This is a genomic window from Cobetia sp. UIB-001, assembly GCF_044789135.1.
Classification (GTDB): Bacteria; Pseudomonadota; Gammaproteobacteria; order Pseudomonadales; family Halomonadaceae; genus Cobetia; species Cobetia amphilecti.
On the sequence record NZ_CP058244.1, the window covers coordinates 3131714 to 3147622 of the forward strand.

Consider the following 15909-nt stretch of genomic DNA (forward strand, 5'->3'; position numbering starts at 1 on the left):
GATCCACTTGCATGACGCGATCCACAACCCGAGACACCGGCTGCAGGTGTGCCCGATTGATCACCGGTATTGGCTTAATTGTCCTCGCTCAAGGACTGCGATGCCAGCACCACCCGATCGCGACCGCTGCGCTTGGCACTGTAGAGCGCCATATCGGCACGGTGCAGGTAGCCATCCCGGGTCTCCCCCGGCAGCGGTGTCGCCACTCCCATGCTGATGGTGCAGCGCAGGGTCAGCGACTTGAAGCGCACCTCCAGCGCCGCGATCTGCTGTCGCAGGCGCTCGGCCATGCCGACACCGGTGGCGGTACCGGCATCGGTGAGCAGGACGGCAAACTCCTCGCCGCCCAGACGCGCAAAGCAGTCATCGCGCCGCAGCTGGGCAAGACACGCTTCGCCAAGACTGATCAGCACCTGATCGCCCGCCGCATGGCCGTGAGTGTCATTGACGCGCTTGAAGTGGTCGATATCAAACAGGATCAACGCCATCTGCTCCCGCGATGACGAGCTAAGCAGGGTCTCGAGCGTGTCGAGGAAGCTGGCCCGGGTCATGGCGCCGGTCATGGCATCCGTCATCGCCTCATGCTCGCGACGCTGTTCGACCAGCTTGCGCTCATGAATGTTGCGTGACACCGACAGCACGCGCTGATAACGCCCGGTGGCGGGGTCCATCGAGGGCGTCGAGATCGACTCGAACCACAGCGTATGCCCGGCCTTGTGTTGAATCCTGAAGTCGATTCGAAATACCTCGCCGAGACAGGCGGCACGATGGACCTCCTGCGCGATGCGCAGCATGTCATCGGGATGGATCAGCTGCTTGATCTCCTGCCCGATGATCTCCTGCGGGCGATAGCCGCAGAGCTTTTCCACCGAGGGGCTGATGTACTGACAGATGCCGTGGGAGTCCTCGATGCTGACCAGATCGCTGACGGAGTTGAGGATGAAGCGATAGCGCTCCTCGCTCTGGCGCAGCTCATCCTCGATACGGTATCGAGCGGTGGCATCGTCACAATAGCCATTCCAGATCACGCCGCCCTCGGGGGAGTCGATCACCTGCGGCAGCCCGACACACGCCAGCCTGCGCTCCTGACCATCCGGATGCTGATAGCGTATCTCCGCCTCCCAGGGCGATTGCTGCTGGGCACTGGTCTGCAGTGACAAGAGCAGCTGCTCACGCTCGCGACCCGCGATGCGTGCCAGCAGCAGCATGGGGTCGTCGATAACGGCCTGCGGGTCGAGCCCCAGCACTTGCGAGGCAACTGGCGAAAGGTAGGTATAACGCAGCTCGCCCTCCTGGCTCAGGCGACACTGGAAGACGACGCCGCGCATCTGCTGGACAAGGTTGTCCAATTGGCGCCGATGCGCTTCGCGCTGGGTGACGTCACTGAGCTTGCCGAGCACGGCGGTGACCTCTCCCTCAGGGGAGTAGCTCAGCTGCATGTCATCCTGGAGATAGCGCTTGCGCCCATCCACATGCACGAAGGCGTAACACAGACTCAGACGGCTATGGCGCTCCCGCACGGCCTCGCCGAAGCGCTGCTGACAGATGGTCAGCTCATCCGGCGCCAACCGGGCCTGCCAGAGACCCGGGCTTGCCATCAGCAGGTCATGCGAGAGCCCAGTGAGCGCCTCGCTGCCTGCCGACAGATACTCCAATTCCTCTGGCGGCCATTCACCAGCGGTCGCGTAGTGCGCGCCGGGTGTCTCATCCACCCGCCGCGCCAGACGCTGCTGTTGATCGATCACATGCTCGAGACGTTGATGTACCTGGGTAATGTCGCGCGCCATCACGGCCACCTGACGCCCCTCGTCGGCGAGTGAGCGCCCCAGACTGACCATCTGCACGGACAATCTGGATTCCCCTCGCGGCAGCGACAGACTGATATCGCATTGCCAGGGTTCGGCTCTCTCCAGGCTACGCAGAACATGAGGGAGGTAGAGGTGCTCAAGCGAGAGGCGGGAATGCGCACAGGCCGCATCGTGATAGAGGTGCCAGGCCGGGTTGGCATGACTGATCACCAGGCTTTCATCCTTGAGCTGCAGGATCGCCATCGGGTCACGGCTGCGCACCATCATCAGACGATAGGCACGCGCCAGCTGCTGCTCCTGCTCATTGGCCTTGTCACGCTGCGTGATATCCGTCACTCGTCCACACAGCGGATGCCCCACGCCGGAACTCCACAGACATTCCTCGAGCAACAACAGTTGCCCGCTGCGGTCGCGCATGCGATACGTCGTACGCTCGACCCGCCCCATCGAGGCGCGAAAGTCACTCAATCGCTGCCGGTCGGCGGTGATCACCAGCGAAAGCCAGAGCTCCGGCTGCTTGAGAAAATCCCGCACCGTATACCCCAGCAGGCGTTCCGCCGCTGCATTCATGGCAATCAGGCGCTGACCATCAGCACTGAGCGTGAACAACACATCTGCCACGACAGCATAATGATGCTGCAGCAAACGACTATCCGCGAATGATTCAGGCAACGTGAAACCCCTTCTCTGTCATGCGGTTTGCTCAAGAATGCCCTATCCATGGCGCTGGCAGCCAGCAGTACCCCCAACGCTTGGTTGCGCGAAGATCCGGGCAGATGACGGCATATGAACGATTGCGACCTTTGCCTTTGCGTCTGACTATCTCCCTTATCGGCAGCGGACGCGCAATGTTGTGGGCGAATATCACGCAAGCGGCGCCGAAGGGAAAACCCCAGGATGCAAAAAGCCCGAAGCATAAGCTTCGGGCTTTTTTGAGAGCTGGCCTGGAAAGATCTAGCCTTGCGCGGAACGCGGCATGGCATCGTCGATGAGCGCGGAGGACGGGCCATCAGGTGCGCCGCTGCGGCCGTCGTTGCCCTCGCCAGCCGGCTGGGCAGTAGCGCGCGAGGCCTTGCGCTTGTGACGCCGCGACTGCCTGCTGTCCTTGTCCTGCTGGGCGGAAGGCGCCTTGACCGGCAGGCGCGCCCGCAGGTGCTCGAGCAACGCGCGAAAATCGTCCGGCTCCATGCCGATGCGCTCCGCTGCGGCACTTTCCTGCCATAGCACATAGATCGCCGGCTGCTCACGCCCCAGGTCCATACCCACGACCTTGCCCTCGCGCTGGGTACGCGGGTCGCGCAAGGTAGCACCGATCAATTCATGAGCTTCGCGGATGGCATCGTGCATCTGAGACAGCCTGCTGTGGAAGTCGAGATAACTGCCGAAGAGTGTGCGGCAGTGTGGCAATACCTTCCCTGAATTGCGCACAACAATGGATCACTCGCAGGCCATATGGCCGCCTGCATGATTTGACGTTGTCATGACCTGGCTCACCGATAGACGCAAGGCCAACAGGTGCGAAGTGTAACACACCGCCACAGTTTCGCTAATTTCACTCGACCGTGAATTACGATGACGACATGTTGACCACCTTTCTCGACGTATCAGTGCACGTTTCACACCACCTGACCCAACCCTGTCGCGATCGTGCTCAGAAAAGTTGCCATAAGGTCACGCCATTGACGCAAGACGACGACACTTTGCGCCCTGGAGCACCTCCCGCACTTTCGTGGTGCGCAAAAAAAACCTCTCCCATTGGGAGAGGTTCAAAAATGGATGACGCGATGTCATTCCGAGCAGCATCGAAGCCGGTCTTGGCGCCAACCCTGACCGACCACCGATTCAAAGGGGACGAATGGCATTGCCTTGTCCGTGGAGCCTGAGCGCGACGCGAGAATCCTCGGGCCACTCGTCCTCACCTGTTGGGAGCCTGCCCTCCTGTCTTGCCGACAGACTGACAGGCCCCCGAATTCTTGCTGTCCCGCGCGGCCTTGTCGGTTGATCAATGAGGGATCAAAGGCCGCACGGGACTCACCAAGCGCTTACTTGGCGGCTTGCATTGCCAGCGCAGTGTCGAGCATACGGTTGGAGAAGCCCCACTCGTTGTCGTACCACGCCATGACCTTGACCAGGCGATCTTCGCTGACGCGAGTGTGATTGCTGTCGAAGGTGGAAGAGTGTGCATCGTGGTTGAAGTCGATGGACACCAGCGGCAGCTCGTTGACGGCCAGCACGCTGGAGCCTTCGGCGGCCTTGGCCACGATGGCGTTGATCTCTTCGATGGAGGTATCACGCGACGCGGTGAAGGTCAGATCGACCAGCGACACGTTGATGACCGGCACGCGGATCGCCAGACCATCCAGCTTGCCGTTCAGTTCCGGCAGCACCAGACCCACCGCCGCGGCGGCACCGGTCTTGGTCGGGATCATGGAATGGGTCGCGCTGCGGGCACGGTACGGGTCGGAGTGGTAGACATCCGACAGGTTCTGATCGTTGGTGTAGGCGTGAATGGTGGTCATCAGGCCGTTCTCGATGCCGACTTCATCATTCAGCGCCTTGGCGACCGGCGCCAGGCAGTTGGTGGTGCAGGACGCGTTGGAGACGACCTGGTGCTCGGCCTTCAGCACATCTTCGTTGACGCCGAACACGACGGTCGCATCGGCATCGCCGCTCGGCGCGGAGATCAGCACACGCTTGGCGCCGGCTTCGATGTGCTTGGCAGCGGCAACACGCTTGGTGAACAGACCGGTGCATTCCATCACCAGGTCGATGTCCAGGCTGGACCACGGCAGCTGGGCCGGGTCACGCTCGGCCAGGATGCGGATCTTGTCGTCACCGACGAACAGATTCTCTTCGTCGTGCGAGACAGTCTCGGCGAAACGGCCGTGGACGGTATCGCGGCTCAGCAGGTGAGCATTGAGCTTCGGATCACCCAGATCATTGATGGCGACGACCTGGATACGATCGTTGTACTGACCTTCATACAGCGCACGCAGCACGTTGCGACCGATGCGACCAAAACCATTGATGGCGACGCGTAATGTCATGACTCAACTCCTGTGGCGTATGGCGGGTGCAGGACCAGACCTGATCCAGGAACGAAAGCCTGCAATGCGTTCCGTGAAATTATCCTACACGCTTTTCCCATAATTTGGCCGAAAGTCGTCCAGTCTTCAAGCAGTTTTTTTGTTAAATTTACCGAATATTCCGAACAAAACCGTTTCTCAAGCGCCATGACGCGCTACTGTAGGCTACCCCGGTAACCGAACGACGCGACACGAGTGAGGCCAGAGGCTTTACACCGCCATCACCACTGGATAGCGTCGCCGGATAGCAGCACGCCCACACAGCGGGAAACGCTTTCTTTCGCCAGCCTCGGCGCCCTGCGCCGCCTGATACATGAGGTAAGAGCATGTCAGTCAACCAGACCGTAGAGCACGTGACCCAGCGCATCATCGACCGCTCCCGCGAACGCCGCGCCGCCTATGAGCAGTTGATGGAAAGCCAGCAGCGCCGCGGTGTACACCGCTCCGAGCTCTCCTGTGGCAACCTGGCGCACGGCTTTGCCGCCTGTGGCGAGACCGACAAGAATCGTCTCAAGCTGATGAACTCGGCCAACCTGGGCATTATTTCGTCATATAACGACATGTTGTCCGCCCACCAGCCGTTCGAGGACTATCCGCGCATCATCAAGGAAGCCGTCCAGGCGATGGGCTCCACCGCCCAGTTCGCCGGCGGCGTGCCCGCGATGTGCGATGGCGTGACCCAGGGTCAGCCGGGCATGGAGCTGTCGCTGTTCTCCCGCGACCTGATCGCCATGGCCGCCGCTGTCGGCCTGTCGCACAACATGTTCGATGGCGCCCTGTTCCTCGGCGTGTGCGACAAGATCGTCCCGGGCCTGTTCATCGCCGCCGCACGCTTCGGCCACCTGCCGACACTGTTCGTGCCGGCCGGCCCGATGCCCTCCGGCCTGCCCAACAACGAGAAGGCGCGTGTCCGTCAGCTGTTCGCCGAAGGCAAGGTCGGCCGCGATGCGCTGCTGGAAGCCGAGTCCGCGTCCTACCACAGCCCGGGCACCTGCACCTTCTATGGCACCGCCAACTCCAACCAGCTGATGGTCGAGCTGATGGGCCTGCACCTGCCGGGCGCGTCCTTCGTCAACCCGGGCACGCCGCTGCGCGAAGCCCTGACGCGTCACGCCGCCGAGCAGACCATCCGCAACAGTGAAGTCGGCGGCGACTACCGTCCCTTCTATCGCCAGATCGATGCCCGCGCCATCGTCAATGCCATGGTCGGCCTGCTGGCTTCCGGCGGCTCCACCAACCACACCCTGCACCTGGTCGCGATGGCCGGTGCAGCGGGCGTGACCATCACCTGGGATGACTTCACCGAGCTTTCCGCGGTGGTGCCGAGCCTGACGCGCATCTACCCGAACGGCCAGGCCGACATCAATCACTTCCAGGCGGCCGGCGGCATGAGCTTCCTGATCCGTGAACTGCTCAAGGCGGGTCTGCTCCACGACATCCCCACCCAGGACGGCGGCACCCTGGCCGGCTATGTCCGCGAGCCCTTCCTCGAGAACGGCAAGCTGGTCTGGAAGGACGGCCCCACCGACAGCCTCGACGAAGATGTGCTGCGCCCGGTGGCCAATCCGTTCGCCCCGACAGGCGGCCTGACCGTGCTGGACGGCAACCTCGGCCGCGGCGTGATCAAGGTCTCTGCCGTCAAGGAAGAGCATCGTCTCGTCGAGGCGCCGGTGAAGCTGTTCAGCGACCAGGATGAGATGAAGGCCGCCTTCGAAGCCGGTGAGCTGGAGCAGGACATGGTCGCCGTGGTGCGCTACCAGGGCCCGCGTGCCAACGGCATGCCGGAACTGCACAAGCTGACGCCCTACCTTGGCATCCTGCAGGACCGCGGCTTCAAGGTCGCACTGGTAACGGATGGCCGCATGTCTGGTGCCTCGGGCAAGGTCCCGGCCGCCATACACATGACACCGGAAGCGCTCGACGGCGGTCCGCTGGCACGCCTGCGCGAAGGTGACGTGGTCCGCCTGGACGCCAATGCCGGCACCCTCACGGCGCTGGTCGATGAAGCCGAATGGGCCGAGCGCGAGGCCGAGACCATCACTCGCGACAGCTATCATCACGGCCTGGGCCGCGAGCTGTTCTCCGGCATGCGCTCACTGGTCGGCGGTGCCGAGGAAGGCGCCTCCAGCTTTGCAGGCTACGGCGACCTGCCGGGCAGCGGCCACGACCTGATGTGATGGGCGCACCCTGTCACTCTCCTGAGGCACTGACGCAAAGGAAGGATGCCGGACGATGACCCGCGACACCTCCCATCGCCTTGCTCTGGTAGGCGATATCGGTGGCACCAATGCCCGGCTGGCACTCGTCCAGCCGGGCAGCCACACCCTGCAGCACATCCAGACGCTCGCCTGCGCCGAGCATGCCGGACTCGAGGAGGCCATCCAGGCCTACTATCGGATGCTGGGCCTGTCAGAGGCCGAGCAACCCGTCGAGGCCTGCCTGGCCTTCGCCTGCCCCGTGCATGATGAACGCGTCAGCATGACCAACAATCACTGGACGTTTCTCAAGCGCGAGGTGCGCGAATCATTGAGGCTTGAGCGCTTCAAGTGCCTGAATGATTTCACCGCCATGGCGCTGGGCGTGCCCCACATCGAGGCCAGCGAACGTCTGGCCATCGGTGAGGAGCTCACCGAAGGAAGTGGCGATGCGGCCTCGCCACGACTGGTGATCGGCCCCGGCACCGGGCTAGGTGTCGCGGGTCTGGTGCGCGGCACGCACAACTGGATTCCGCTCGCGACCGAAGGGGGGCATGCAAGCTTCGCCCCCACCGATGAGATCGAGGATGGCCTGCTCGGCATCTTCCGCCGTCGCCATGGTCGCGTCTCGGTGGAGCGCCTGCTGTGTGGCCAGGGCATGCTCGAGATCTATCAGGCCCTGGGCGAGCTGCGCGGCCTGCCGACTCCCCTCGAAAGTGCGGCCAGCGTCAGTCAGGCAGCGCATGAGCACCTGCATCACGATGAACCGCAGAATGCTCTCGCCTTTGATGCCGTGATGCGCTTCATGAAGATTCTTGGCGCGGTCGCCGGCGATGCAGCACTCACGCTGGGGGCGCGTGGCGGAGTCTATCTGTGCGGTGGCGTGCTGCCGCGCAACCTGGATCTGCTGATGCGCAGCGATTTCCGCTACGCCTTCACCGACAAGAATCGTCTGAGCCGTTACAATGCCGCGATACCCACCTGGGTGGTGACCGCGCCGTGGACCGGCCTGCTGGGCGCCGCCGAGGCTCTGCACAATGAAGAGGTGGCATGATGCACCGCCATCTCCTGAACCATCGAGGTAGCTCGAGATGATCCCCGAAAGTCTGCGCGCACTGATCGCCGACACCGCTGGCCAACGCACTGTCGAATGGCAGGGCCGCTCGCTGTTGATCCTAAACCAGGAGTGGGGCGAGCTGGTGGTCTGCCACCAGGGGGCTCAGGTGCTGCACTATCAGCCGACGGGCGATTCTCCCTGGCTGTGGGTGACGGAAACGCCCGCCGCCCTGCCGGGCAGCATTCGCGGCGGCATTCCGCTGTGCTGGCCCTGGTTCGCGGATGAGTTCCCCGAGGGCGAAAGCGAACTGCACGGCCCCGCTCGCAAGGCCGACTGGCGCATCGATGCGGTGGACGAGGAAGACGAAGGCGTCGAGATCCATGCCTCACCGGTCTCAGCGCTGCACACCGCCCTCTCTCCGCGCGTGGTGATCTTTGCCAGCCGCCGCTTCCTCAAGGTCGAGCTGATCACGGAAAACCGTGGCGAGGCCCCGATCAAGATGACCGGCGCGCTGCATACCTACTTCGCAGTGCCGAATGCCTTCGAGTGTCGCGTCACCGGTCTGGCCGGCGCCAGCTACCTGGACAAGCGCCAGGACTTCTCGCGCTTCGACCAGCAGGGCGAACTGGGCGTGCGTGGCCCGCTGGACCGCATCTACCAGACCAGCCAGGTTCAGGTGCTCGAAGACGGCAAGCGTCAGCTGCGCATCGCCAAGCAGGGCTCCGACTCCACGGTGGTCTGGCATCCCGGGGACGCGCCGCCGGCCGACACCAGCGTCGAGAATGCGCGCAGCTTCCTGTGTGTCGAGACCGCCTGCACGCGACTCGACCCGGTCTGGCTGCCGCCGGGCGCTCAGCATCTGCTGGCTCAGCACATCTCACCGCTGAGCGGTGATGAGGCGAGCGGCGAGTGAATGACAGCCGGCCACGCGGCTCACGGCGTGGCCGGCACCTTGCGCACCTTGTCGACCAACCGAGAGCGCTCAGCGCCTGAATCGTGTCATCGACACGACTCACGGCCGACAGTGACTTTCGCCTCGCCTGCAAGCGTGCGTCGGGCCGCCACAGAATGCGACCCGCCCCGATGAACTTCAACAACCCATACGATGGACACTTCCATGCTGCAATTGACCCGTAGTGTTTCCTGGCAGGCGCTGACCCGGCTGGGCGAGGTGACCCGCAACGACCGCATCCGCGATTACTTCGCGGCGGATCCCAAGCGCTTCGAGAAGATGAGCCTGCGCGTCGGCGGCCTGTTTCTCGACTACTCCAAGCACCACATCTCCGATGAGGTGATGGAGGCGCTGGTCGAACTGGCTGAGCACTCTGCACTCGTTCAACGTCGCGCGCAGATGTTCTCCGGCGACATCATCAACGTCACCGAGAATCGTCCGGTACTGCACACCGCACTGCGCAGCCAGACCAACACGCCGGTCATCGTCGATGGCAAGGACGTGATGCCGGAAATCCACAAGACGCGCGAGCAGATCCGCGCCTTCTCGGAAGCCGTGCGCAGCGGTGAGTGGAAAGGCTTCGACGGCCAACGGATTCGCGACGTGGTCAACATCGGCATCGGCGGCTCTGATCTGGGCCCCAACATGGCCTGCCGTGCGCTGCTCAAGCATCGCCACCCGGAAATCAATTTCCACTTCGTCTCCAACGTCGACGGCAACCACATCCAGAAGGTGCTCAAGCGCCTGGACCCGGCCACCACGCTGTTCATCGTCTCCACCAAGACCTTCTCCACCCAGGAAACCCTGCTCAACGCCAAGACGGCGCGCCGCTGGTTCCTGGAGCACGCCGGTCAGGATGCCGACGTCGGTGCCCACTTCGTCGCGGCTTCCACCAACCGCAAGGCGGCCAAGGAATTCGGCATTCGCGAAGAGAACGTCTTCGAATTCTGGGCCTGGGTTGGCGGTCGCTACTCCATGTGGTCTTCCATCGGCCTGCCCATCGCCCTGTCCATCGGCTATGAAGGCTTCATGGAGCTGCTGGAAGGCGCCCATGAGATGGACCAGCACTTCATCAATGCGCCGATGGCCGAGAACATGCCGGTCCTGATGGCGCTGATCGGCATCTGGTACATCAACTTCATGGGCGCCGAGACCCAGGCCATCGTGCCTTACGACCAGGCCCTGCATCAGCTGCCCGCCTTCCTGCAGCAGCTGGACATGGAATCCAACGGCAAGTCGGTCGACATCTTCGGCCGTCCGGTGGACTACAAGACCGGCCCGATCGTCTGGGGCGAGACCGGCTCCAACGGCCAGCATGCCTTCTTCCAGCTGCTGCACCAGGGCACCCGCTACGTGCCCATCGACTTCATCGCCTCGCTGAAGCCGGAGCCGGGCACCGAAGAGCACCACTTCGCGCTGATCACCAACATGCTGGCACAGGCCAACGCCTTCATGGAAGGCAGCCAGGATGGCAGCAACCTCGATCCGCACTACAATTGCCCGGGCAACCGCCCGTCGAGCACCCTGCTGCTGGATGAGATGACCCCGCGCAATCTCGGCGCCCTGATCGCCCTCTACGAGCACAAGGTCTTCGTGCAGGGCGTGATCTGGAACATCAACTCCTTCGACCAGTGGGGCGTGCAGCTCGGCAAGCGCATCGCCGGGGAAATCAGCGCGCGTATCGATACCGACGTGAAGGCCTTCGATCCGTCCACCCAGGGCCTGCTGTCGCTGGTCCGCGAGCACTTCCCTGCCGGTGGCGCTACCCAGGCGGATGACAGCAACGACAAGCCGGGCAAGAAAGCCAAAGGCTCCACGACGACCACTCGCAAGGAAACCTCCTCCTGATGACTCCGGTAATCGCGTTCGGCGAAGCGCTCGTCGACATGCTCTCCAACAAGCTCGGCGGCCAGGCCGTCGAGCAGGAAACCTTCACGCCCTACGCGGGCGGCGCACCGGCCAACGTCGCGGTGGCCTGTGCCCGCCTCGGCCTGCCGAGCCACTTCGTCGGCATGCTGGGTCAGGACAGCTTCGGTGACTTCCTGCACGACGAACTGAGCGCTCATGGCGTGCAGATGGATCACGTCAAGCGTACCAGCCATGCGCGCACCGCACTCGCCTTCGTGTCTCGCGATGAAGAGGGTGAACGCCGCTTCGACTTCTATCGTCCGCCGGCCGCTGACCTGCTGTTCCGTCCGGAGCACGCCGGACCTGAGCTGTTCGCGACTCCCGCCATCTTCCACCTGTGCAGCAACAGCCTGACCGATGCCGGCATCGCGGACACCAGCTTCGTGCTGGCGTCACGCGCGCGTGCTGCAGGTTCTCTGGTCAGCGTGGATGCCAATCTGCGTCACAACCTGTGGCCGAACCAGCAGGTTGATGTGACCCTGGTCACGCGCCTGCTGGACAACGCCGACATCCTCAAGCTGTCCCAGGAAGAGGTCGAGGCCCTGACCGGCAGTCAGCCGCAGACCGACTGGCTCGAAGCGCGCCTGAAGGCCGGTGTGCGCCTGATCGTGCTCACCGATGGCCCGGGCGTGATCCGTGCCCTGGTGCGCAAGCAGAGCGGCGACATCGAGACCGTCAGCATCACGCCGCCCACCGTCAAGGCGGTCGATACCACCGCCGGTGGCGACGCCTTCATCGGGGGCTTCCTGTCAGCCCTCAGCGAAGCCGGCATCAATGCCGACAACCTGAGCAGCGACTGGTGCGAAGACGAGAGTCATCTCAACGCCGCACTGGAGCGCGCTGCGGCCTGCGGCGCCTTCGCCGTGACTCGCCCGGGTGCCTATGCCGCACTGCCCAAGCGTGAAGACCTCGACGCCATGAAATGATGGCCGGATAATGGCGCTGACCGGTTATCCGCCAGCGCCATCATTTCCCTGAGAGGCGCATGATAAAAGCCCCTTTGATCATCAGATCAAAGGGGCTTTTTCGTGACCATGACGCTAATGCTTGCGCATTGGCTACCCTCCCTTCATCGGACAGGGAGTCAGTCATCACGGAAGTGACAGACGTAAAAAAGCCGGCCCCGACGGACCGGCTTTCGTTAGCTTGCTAGACGATTGAAGACGTCTTAGAAGCCGTAGTAGATGCCGACTGCAGCGCCGTCACCATCATCGCCAGAACGATCGTACTGGGCGTATTCAATGTAGGTGTACATCGCGGAAGAGATGTTGTAAGTCACACCCAGGTTGAATTCGTTGAAGCTGTCATCGCCGCCGTTTTCGACAGCCAGAGAGGAACCGTCTTCAGCGTCGACATACTGGTAGCCGCCGTAGACGTCGCCCATGCCGTAGCCATAACGCGCGCCGATACCGTAGTAGTCGACGTCAGCGTTGTCAGCGTCGGCAGCGAAGCGCTCGGCCTTCACCGCAACGCGCAGGGCATCGACGGTGTACTGTGCGGTCAGACCGTACTGCTCACCGATATCGCCTTGGCTGTTGCCCAGCGACTCACCTTCATCGTCGACATCGCCATTGTCGACGCCGTCGAACTGACCCAGATCGTCATACACGGCAGCGATGGAGAAACCACCGACGGTGTACTTACCACCGGCGTAGAAGGACGCCTGGTTGGAATCGGTAACATTGTCGCTACCTTCGCCATCACCTTCGAAGTTGGAACCGACAGCGAACTGCATGCCGCCCATGACCGGAGACATGTACTGCAGCTTGTTGCCTTCCTTGACAGAGCTGCCACCAGTGATATTGCTGCTGGAGTCGGTCAGGTCGAAATATTCGTTGTTGGAGATCGGATCCTGGATCCAGTCATCCATCAGCTGATCCCAGGAACCGATACGCGCGTCACCGAAGGAACCCTTGGCACCGACGTAGGACTGATCGCCATCGTTCAGGCCATTACCAGAACCCTTGGATTCGTCAGCGTCGAATTCCCACTCAGCCTTGAAGTAACCAACGATATCGTCGTTGATCTTGTGCTCACCCTTGGCACCGAAGGTAGAACCGTTGTCACCCAGTTCGCTTTCCGGATCACCGCCGAGCTGGTCGACATAAGAGTATGCCAGCTGAACGTTACCGTAGATGTCCAGCTTGGTACCGTCCTGGTTGTAGACAGTAGCAGCGGAAGCAGAAGTAGCAGCCAGGGCAGCAGCGCCGGCGATGGCAGTAGCCAGAAGTGTCTTTTTCATCGCGATAGTTCCTTAACTAGCGTTAACTGTTCGATCGTGTCTGCCGGTGGCAGTGACCAAGGTTCCGGGCGCTTGATGACGCCTCTAAAACTCTGTGGCCTAGTTATTATCCAATGCTCGCAGGGAAACCATATACCGGGCTTTCAGGATGTGCAACAGAAAAAAACACTGTTTTCGATCACCACTCCTGAACCTATCCATCGGTCGGTTGTCTGGCGTGAGCATACTCTAGGGCTCAAGAATGAAGGATTCATGACAACCATGCGTCTTGACGCGGATTCCTGCATCACCGAGCGCATCGCTGAGCGTTAATCCCGGATTCATTGTGGAAAAACATCGTTTGCGACAAAAGTCGCAGAACAAATACCCGTCAACTGCTGTGCTTGTCTGATGCCAAGTTGTGGTTTCCTCTCAGCTTTATCTTCATGAAAGGCACCGTCCCTGTGCCAATGATTCATTCATGAGTCTGCTATCAAGATCGGTCATCAAGCTCAATCATCAAATCCAGTCAACAAGCCCAGTCGCCCTCCCTGTCATCAAGCTCTGTCACAAGCTCTGTCATCAATCAATCTTTCCATTGCACCTTGTCAGAAGGCAGTGATCCTCAACTGCTCAACCAGTTGGGCAGGAACAGCGAGATAGCCGGCACGTAGGTGATCAACACCAGGAACAGCAGCAACAGCGACAGCCACGGCAATGCTGCTCGAATGACCCAGGTCATCGGCTTGCCGGTGATCCCCGCCGTCACGAAGAGGTTCAGACCCACGGGGGGTGTCAGCATGCCGATCTCCATATTGACCACCATGATGATGCCGAGATGGATCGGGTCGATCCCCAGCTGCGTCGCGATGGGGAACAGGATAGGCGCCATGATCAGCAGGATGGCCGAGGGCTCCATGAAGTTGCCCGCCGCCAGCAGCAGCAGATTCATCACGATCAGGAAGCCCCACGCCGGCAGTCCCCAGCCGATGATGGTTTCGGCGATGGTGTGCGGAATGCGCTCCGTGGTCAGTACATGCGCGAACAGCATCGCGTTGGCGATGATGAACAGCAGCATCATCGAGACACGCGCGCCATCCAGTACCACCTTCTTGACCTCCTGATCGTTGAAGGACCCCAGAAGCCCGGCAGGCACCTGCCACAGCGCGCGCAACCCCGCACTCCCCCAGGCTTCGTTGCCCTTGCGCCACGGCACGTTCTTCAACGGCCCCATGTCGCGATAGCCCACCACGGCGATGAACCAGGCATACACCGTGGCCACGGCCGCGGCTTCGGTGGGGCTGGCCACGCCGCCATAGATCGACCCCAGCACGATGAAGATCAACATCAGACCGCCCATGGCGATCAGGCCGGAGCGCGCAAGCACCCGTACGCCGGGGAAAGGCTGAGCCGGCAACTTCTTGATCCGCGCCGCGATATAGATGGCGACCATCAAAATACCGCCCATCAGGAGGCCCGGAATCAGGCCGGCCATGAACATCTTGGCCGCCGAGACTTCCGTGGCGGCGGAATACACCAGCATCACGATGGACGGCGGAATCAGGATGCCCAGCGTCCCCGCATTGGTGATCACGCCCGCCGCGAAGGACTCGGTATAGCCCTGGCGCACCATGCCCGCGATCACGATGGAGCCGATCGCCGCCACCGTGGCTGGAGAAGAGCCGGACACGGCGGCAAACAGCATGCATGCCAATACGGAGGCCATCGCCAGCCCACCGCGCACGTGGCCGATGGCATCGGTGGCGAAGGTGATCAGGCGGCGTGCCACGCCACCGGTCGAGAGAAAGGTGCTGGAGAGAATGAAGAACGGGATCGCCAGCAGGGTGTAGTGATGCGACAGGGCTTCGAACAGCTTGATCGCCACCGACCCCAGTGAGTCACTGGAAAACAGCAGGATCGTGGTGACACTCGAGAAGCCCAGCGCAAAGGCGATCGGCATGCCGAGAAAGATGCCGCCGAACAGCAGCGCAAACAGAGTGGCTATGGTCATCGTGGTGTTCCCTGATCACTGTCACGGTCAGCATCGCCGTTGTCTCGGCCATCCGGCTCATCCGACTGCACCAGATGCATGCTGTCCTCGCCTTCGTCATGAAAGCCGAAGCCACTGGCATCGCCACGAATCACCTTCCAGCCCAGTACCGCAAAGCGCAGCATCAGCAGCAACATGGCAATGGGCAGAATGGTGAGGGCGTACCACTTGGGAATCGCGATGTCCTCAAGCTCGATGCCGATCATCTTCATCAGCGAGAGGTATTCATAACTGCCGACCAGCAGCATCACGCAGTACGCCATGCAGATCGCCAGCGCCAGCAAGGTCGCCACGCGCTGCCAGAGCATCGGCAGCATCTTGACCATGACATCCACGCCGATGTGCGCGCCCTGCTTGACGCCCCAGGACACGCCGATCAGCACGAACCAGCCCGCCAGATACAGCGTGGCTTCCTGTGACCAGCTGATGCCGGTATTGAAGACGAAGCGCAACACCACCTCGACGAAGACCAGCAGCACCATCGCTACCAGCAGCAGCGAGAACAGTGTCTCTTCCGCCTTGTGAAGCCATCTTAGTGCCATGGCAAAAATCCTCATGTCGCTCAAGGACACTTGCCCCATGCGAGATCGACGATGTCCTGGCGCTCAAGATGGGGCAAGTGATGGATGGCC

At 61.9% G+C, this 15909-nt stretch carries 11 protein-coding genes; 5 read left to right on the forward strand and 6 right to left on the reverse strand.

What is annotated here, in order from left to right; all coding sequences use genetic code 11:
• Window positions 1-74 precede the first annotated feature (74 nt).
• From HA399_RS13090 to gap, 3 genes are all read right to left on the reverse strand, one after another.
• Window positions 75-2429 carry a PAS domain-containing protein gene (locus tag HA399_RS13090; protein ID WP_404325204.1) on the reverse strand — a complete coding sequence of 785 codons (2355 nt, stop codon included), beginning with the start codon at window positions 2427-2429 and terminating at the stop codon, window positions 75-77.
• 333 nt (window positions 2430-2762) lie between these two features.
• Window positions 2763-3155: a hypothetical protein gene (locus HA399_RS13095; RefSeq protein ID WP_284892805.1), complete on the reverse strand. Its 393-nt coding sequence runs from the start codon at window positions 3153-3155 to the stop codon at window positions 2763-2765.
• A 695-nt stretch (window positions 3156-3850) separates the two neighbouring features.
• Complete coding sequence (gap, locus tag HA399_RS13100) at window positions 3851-4855, reverse strand: type I glyceraldehyde-3-phosphate dehydrogenase (RefSeq protein WP_404325205.1); 1005 nt, start codon at window positions 4853-4855, stop codon at window positions 3851-3853.
• Window positions 4856-5220: 365 nt separating this feature from the next.
• Here gap and edd point away from each other — a divergent pair, with 365 nt between their 5' ends.
• From edd to HA399_RS13125, 5 genes are all read left to right on the forward strand, one after another.
• Window positions 5221-7071, forward strand: coding sequence for a phosphogluconate dehydratase (gene edd / locus HA399_RS13105; RefSeq protein ID WP_054555569.1), 1851 nt, complete (start codon window positions 5221-5223; stop codon window positions 7069-7071).
• 55 nt (window positions 7072-7126) lie between these two features.
• Window positions 7127-8143: a glucokinase gene (gene glk, locus HA399_RS13110; protein WP_404325206.1), complete on the forward strand. Its 1017-nt coding sequence runs from the start codon at window positions 7127-7129 to the stop codon at window positions 8141-8143.
• A 37-nt stretch (window positions 8144-8180) separates the two neighbouring features.
• Complete coding sequence (locus tag HA399_RS13115) at window positions 8181-9059, forward strand: D-hexose-6-phosphate mutarotase (protein WP_404325207.1); 879 nt, start codon at window positions 8181-8183, stop codon at window positions 9057-9059.
• A gap of 204 nt (window positions 9060-9263) precedes the next feature.
• Window positions 9264-10946, forward strand: coding sequence for a glucose-6-phosphate isomerase (gene pgi / locus HA399_RS13120; RefSeq protein ID WP_131432572.1), 1683 nt, complete (start codon window positions 9264-9266; stop codon window positions 10944-10946).
• On the forward strand, window positions 10946-11932 hold the full coding sequence (locus HA399_RS13125; RefSeq protein WP_404325208.1) for a carbohydrate kinase: 987 nt from the start codon (window positions 10946-10948) through the stop codon (window positions 11930-11932). The genes pgi and HA399_RS13125 overlap by 1 nt, the downstream gene beginning before the upstream one ends.
• A 242-nt stretch (window positions 11933-12174) precedes the next feature.
• Here the strand turns inward: HA399_RS13125 and HA399_RS13130 are convergent, their stop codons facing one another.
• From HA399_RS13130 to HA399_RS13140, 3 genes are all read right to left on the reverse strand, one after another.
• Window positions 12175-13248, reverse strand: a complete 1074-nt coding sequence (locus HA399_RS13130; protein WP_404325209.1) for a porin — start codon at window positions 13246-13248, stop codon at window positions 12175-12177.
• Window positions 13249-13852: 604 nt separating this feature from the next.
• On the reverse strand, window positions 13853-15238 hold the full coding sequence (locus tag HA399_RS13135; protein ID WP_404325210.1) for a TRAP transporter large permease: 1386 nt from the start codon (window positions 15236-15238) through the stop codon (window positions 13853-13855).
• A complete protein-coding gene (locus HA399_RS13140) occupies window positions 15235-15819 on the reverse strand; it encodes a TRAP transporter small permease (protein WP_404325211.1) in 585 nt (194 codons plus the stop codon). The genes HA399_RS13135 and HA399_RS13140 overlap by 4 nt, the downstream gene beginning before the upstream one ends.
• Window positions 15820-15909 lie beyond the last annotated feature (90 nt).

Bases quoted from the DNA above. Each gene is read 5' to 3' on its own strand.
- HA399_RS13130 (WP_404325209.1), bottom strand. From the start codon at position 13,248: ATGAAAAAGACACTTCTGGCTACTGCCATCGCCGGCGCTGCTGCCCTG.
- pgi (WP_131432572.1), top strand. From the start codon at position 9,264: ATGCTGCAATTGACCCGTAGTGTTTCCTGGCAGGCGCTGACCCGGCTG.
- glk (WP_404325206.1), top strand. From the start codon at position 7,127: ATGACCCGCGACACCTCCCATCGCCTTGCTCTGGTAGGCGATATCGGT.
- HA399_RS13135 (WP_404325210.1), bottom strand. From the start codon at position 15,238: ATGACCATAGCCACTCTGTTTGCGCTGCTGTTCGGCGGCATCTTTCTC.
- edd (WP_054555569.1), top strand. From the start codon at position 5,221: ATGTCAGTCAACCAGACCGTAGAGCACGTGACCCAGCGCATCATCGAC.
- gap (WP_404325205.1), bottom strand. From the start codon at position 4,855: ATGACATTACGCGTCGCCATCAATGGTTTTGGTCGCATCGGTCGCAAC.
- HA399_RS13095 (WP_284892805.1), bottom strand. From the start codon at position 3,155: ATGCACGATGCCATCCGCGAAGCTCATGAATTGATCGGTGCTACCTTG.
- HA399_RS13140 (WP_404325211.1), bottom strand. From the start codon at position 15,819: ATGGCACTAAGATGGCTTCACAAGGCGGAAGAGACACTGTTCTCGCTG.
- HA399_RS13125 (WP_404325208.1), top strand. From the start codon at position 10,946: ATGACTCCGGTAATCGCGTTCGGCGAAGCGCTCGTCGACATGCTCTCC.
- HA399_RS13115 (WP_404325207.1), top strand. From the start codon at position 8,181: ATGATCCCCGAAAGTCTGCGCGCACTGATCGCCGACACCGCTGGCCAA.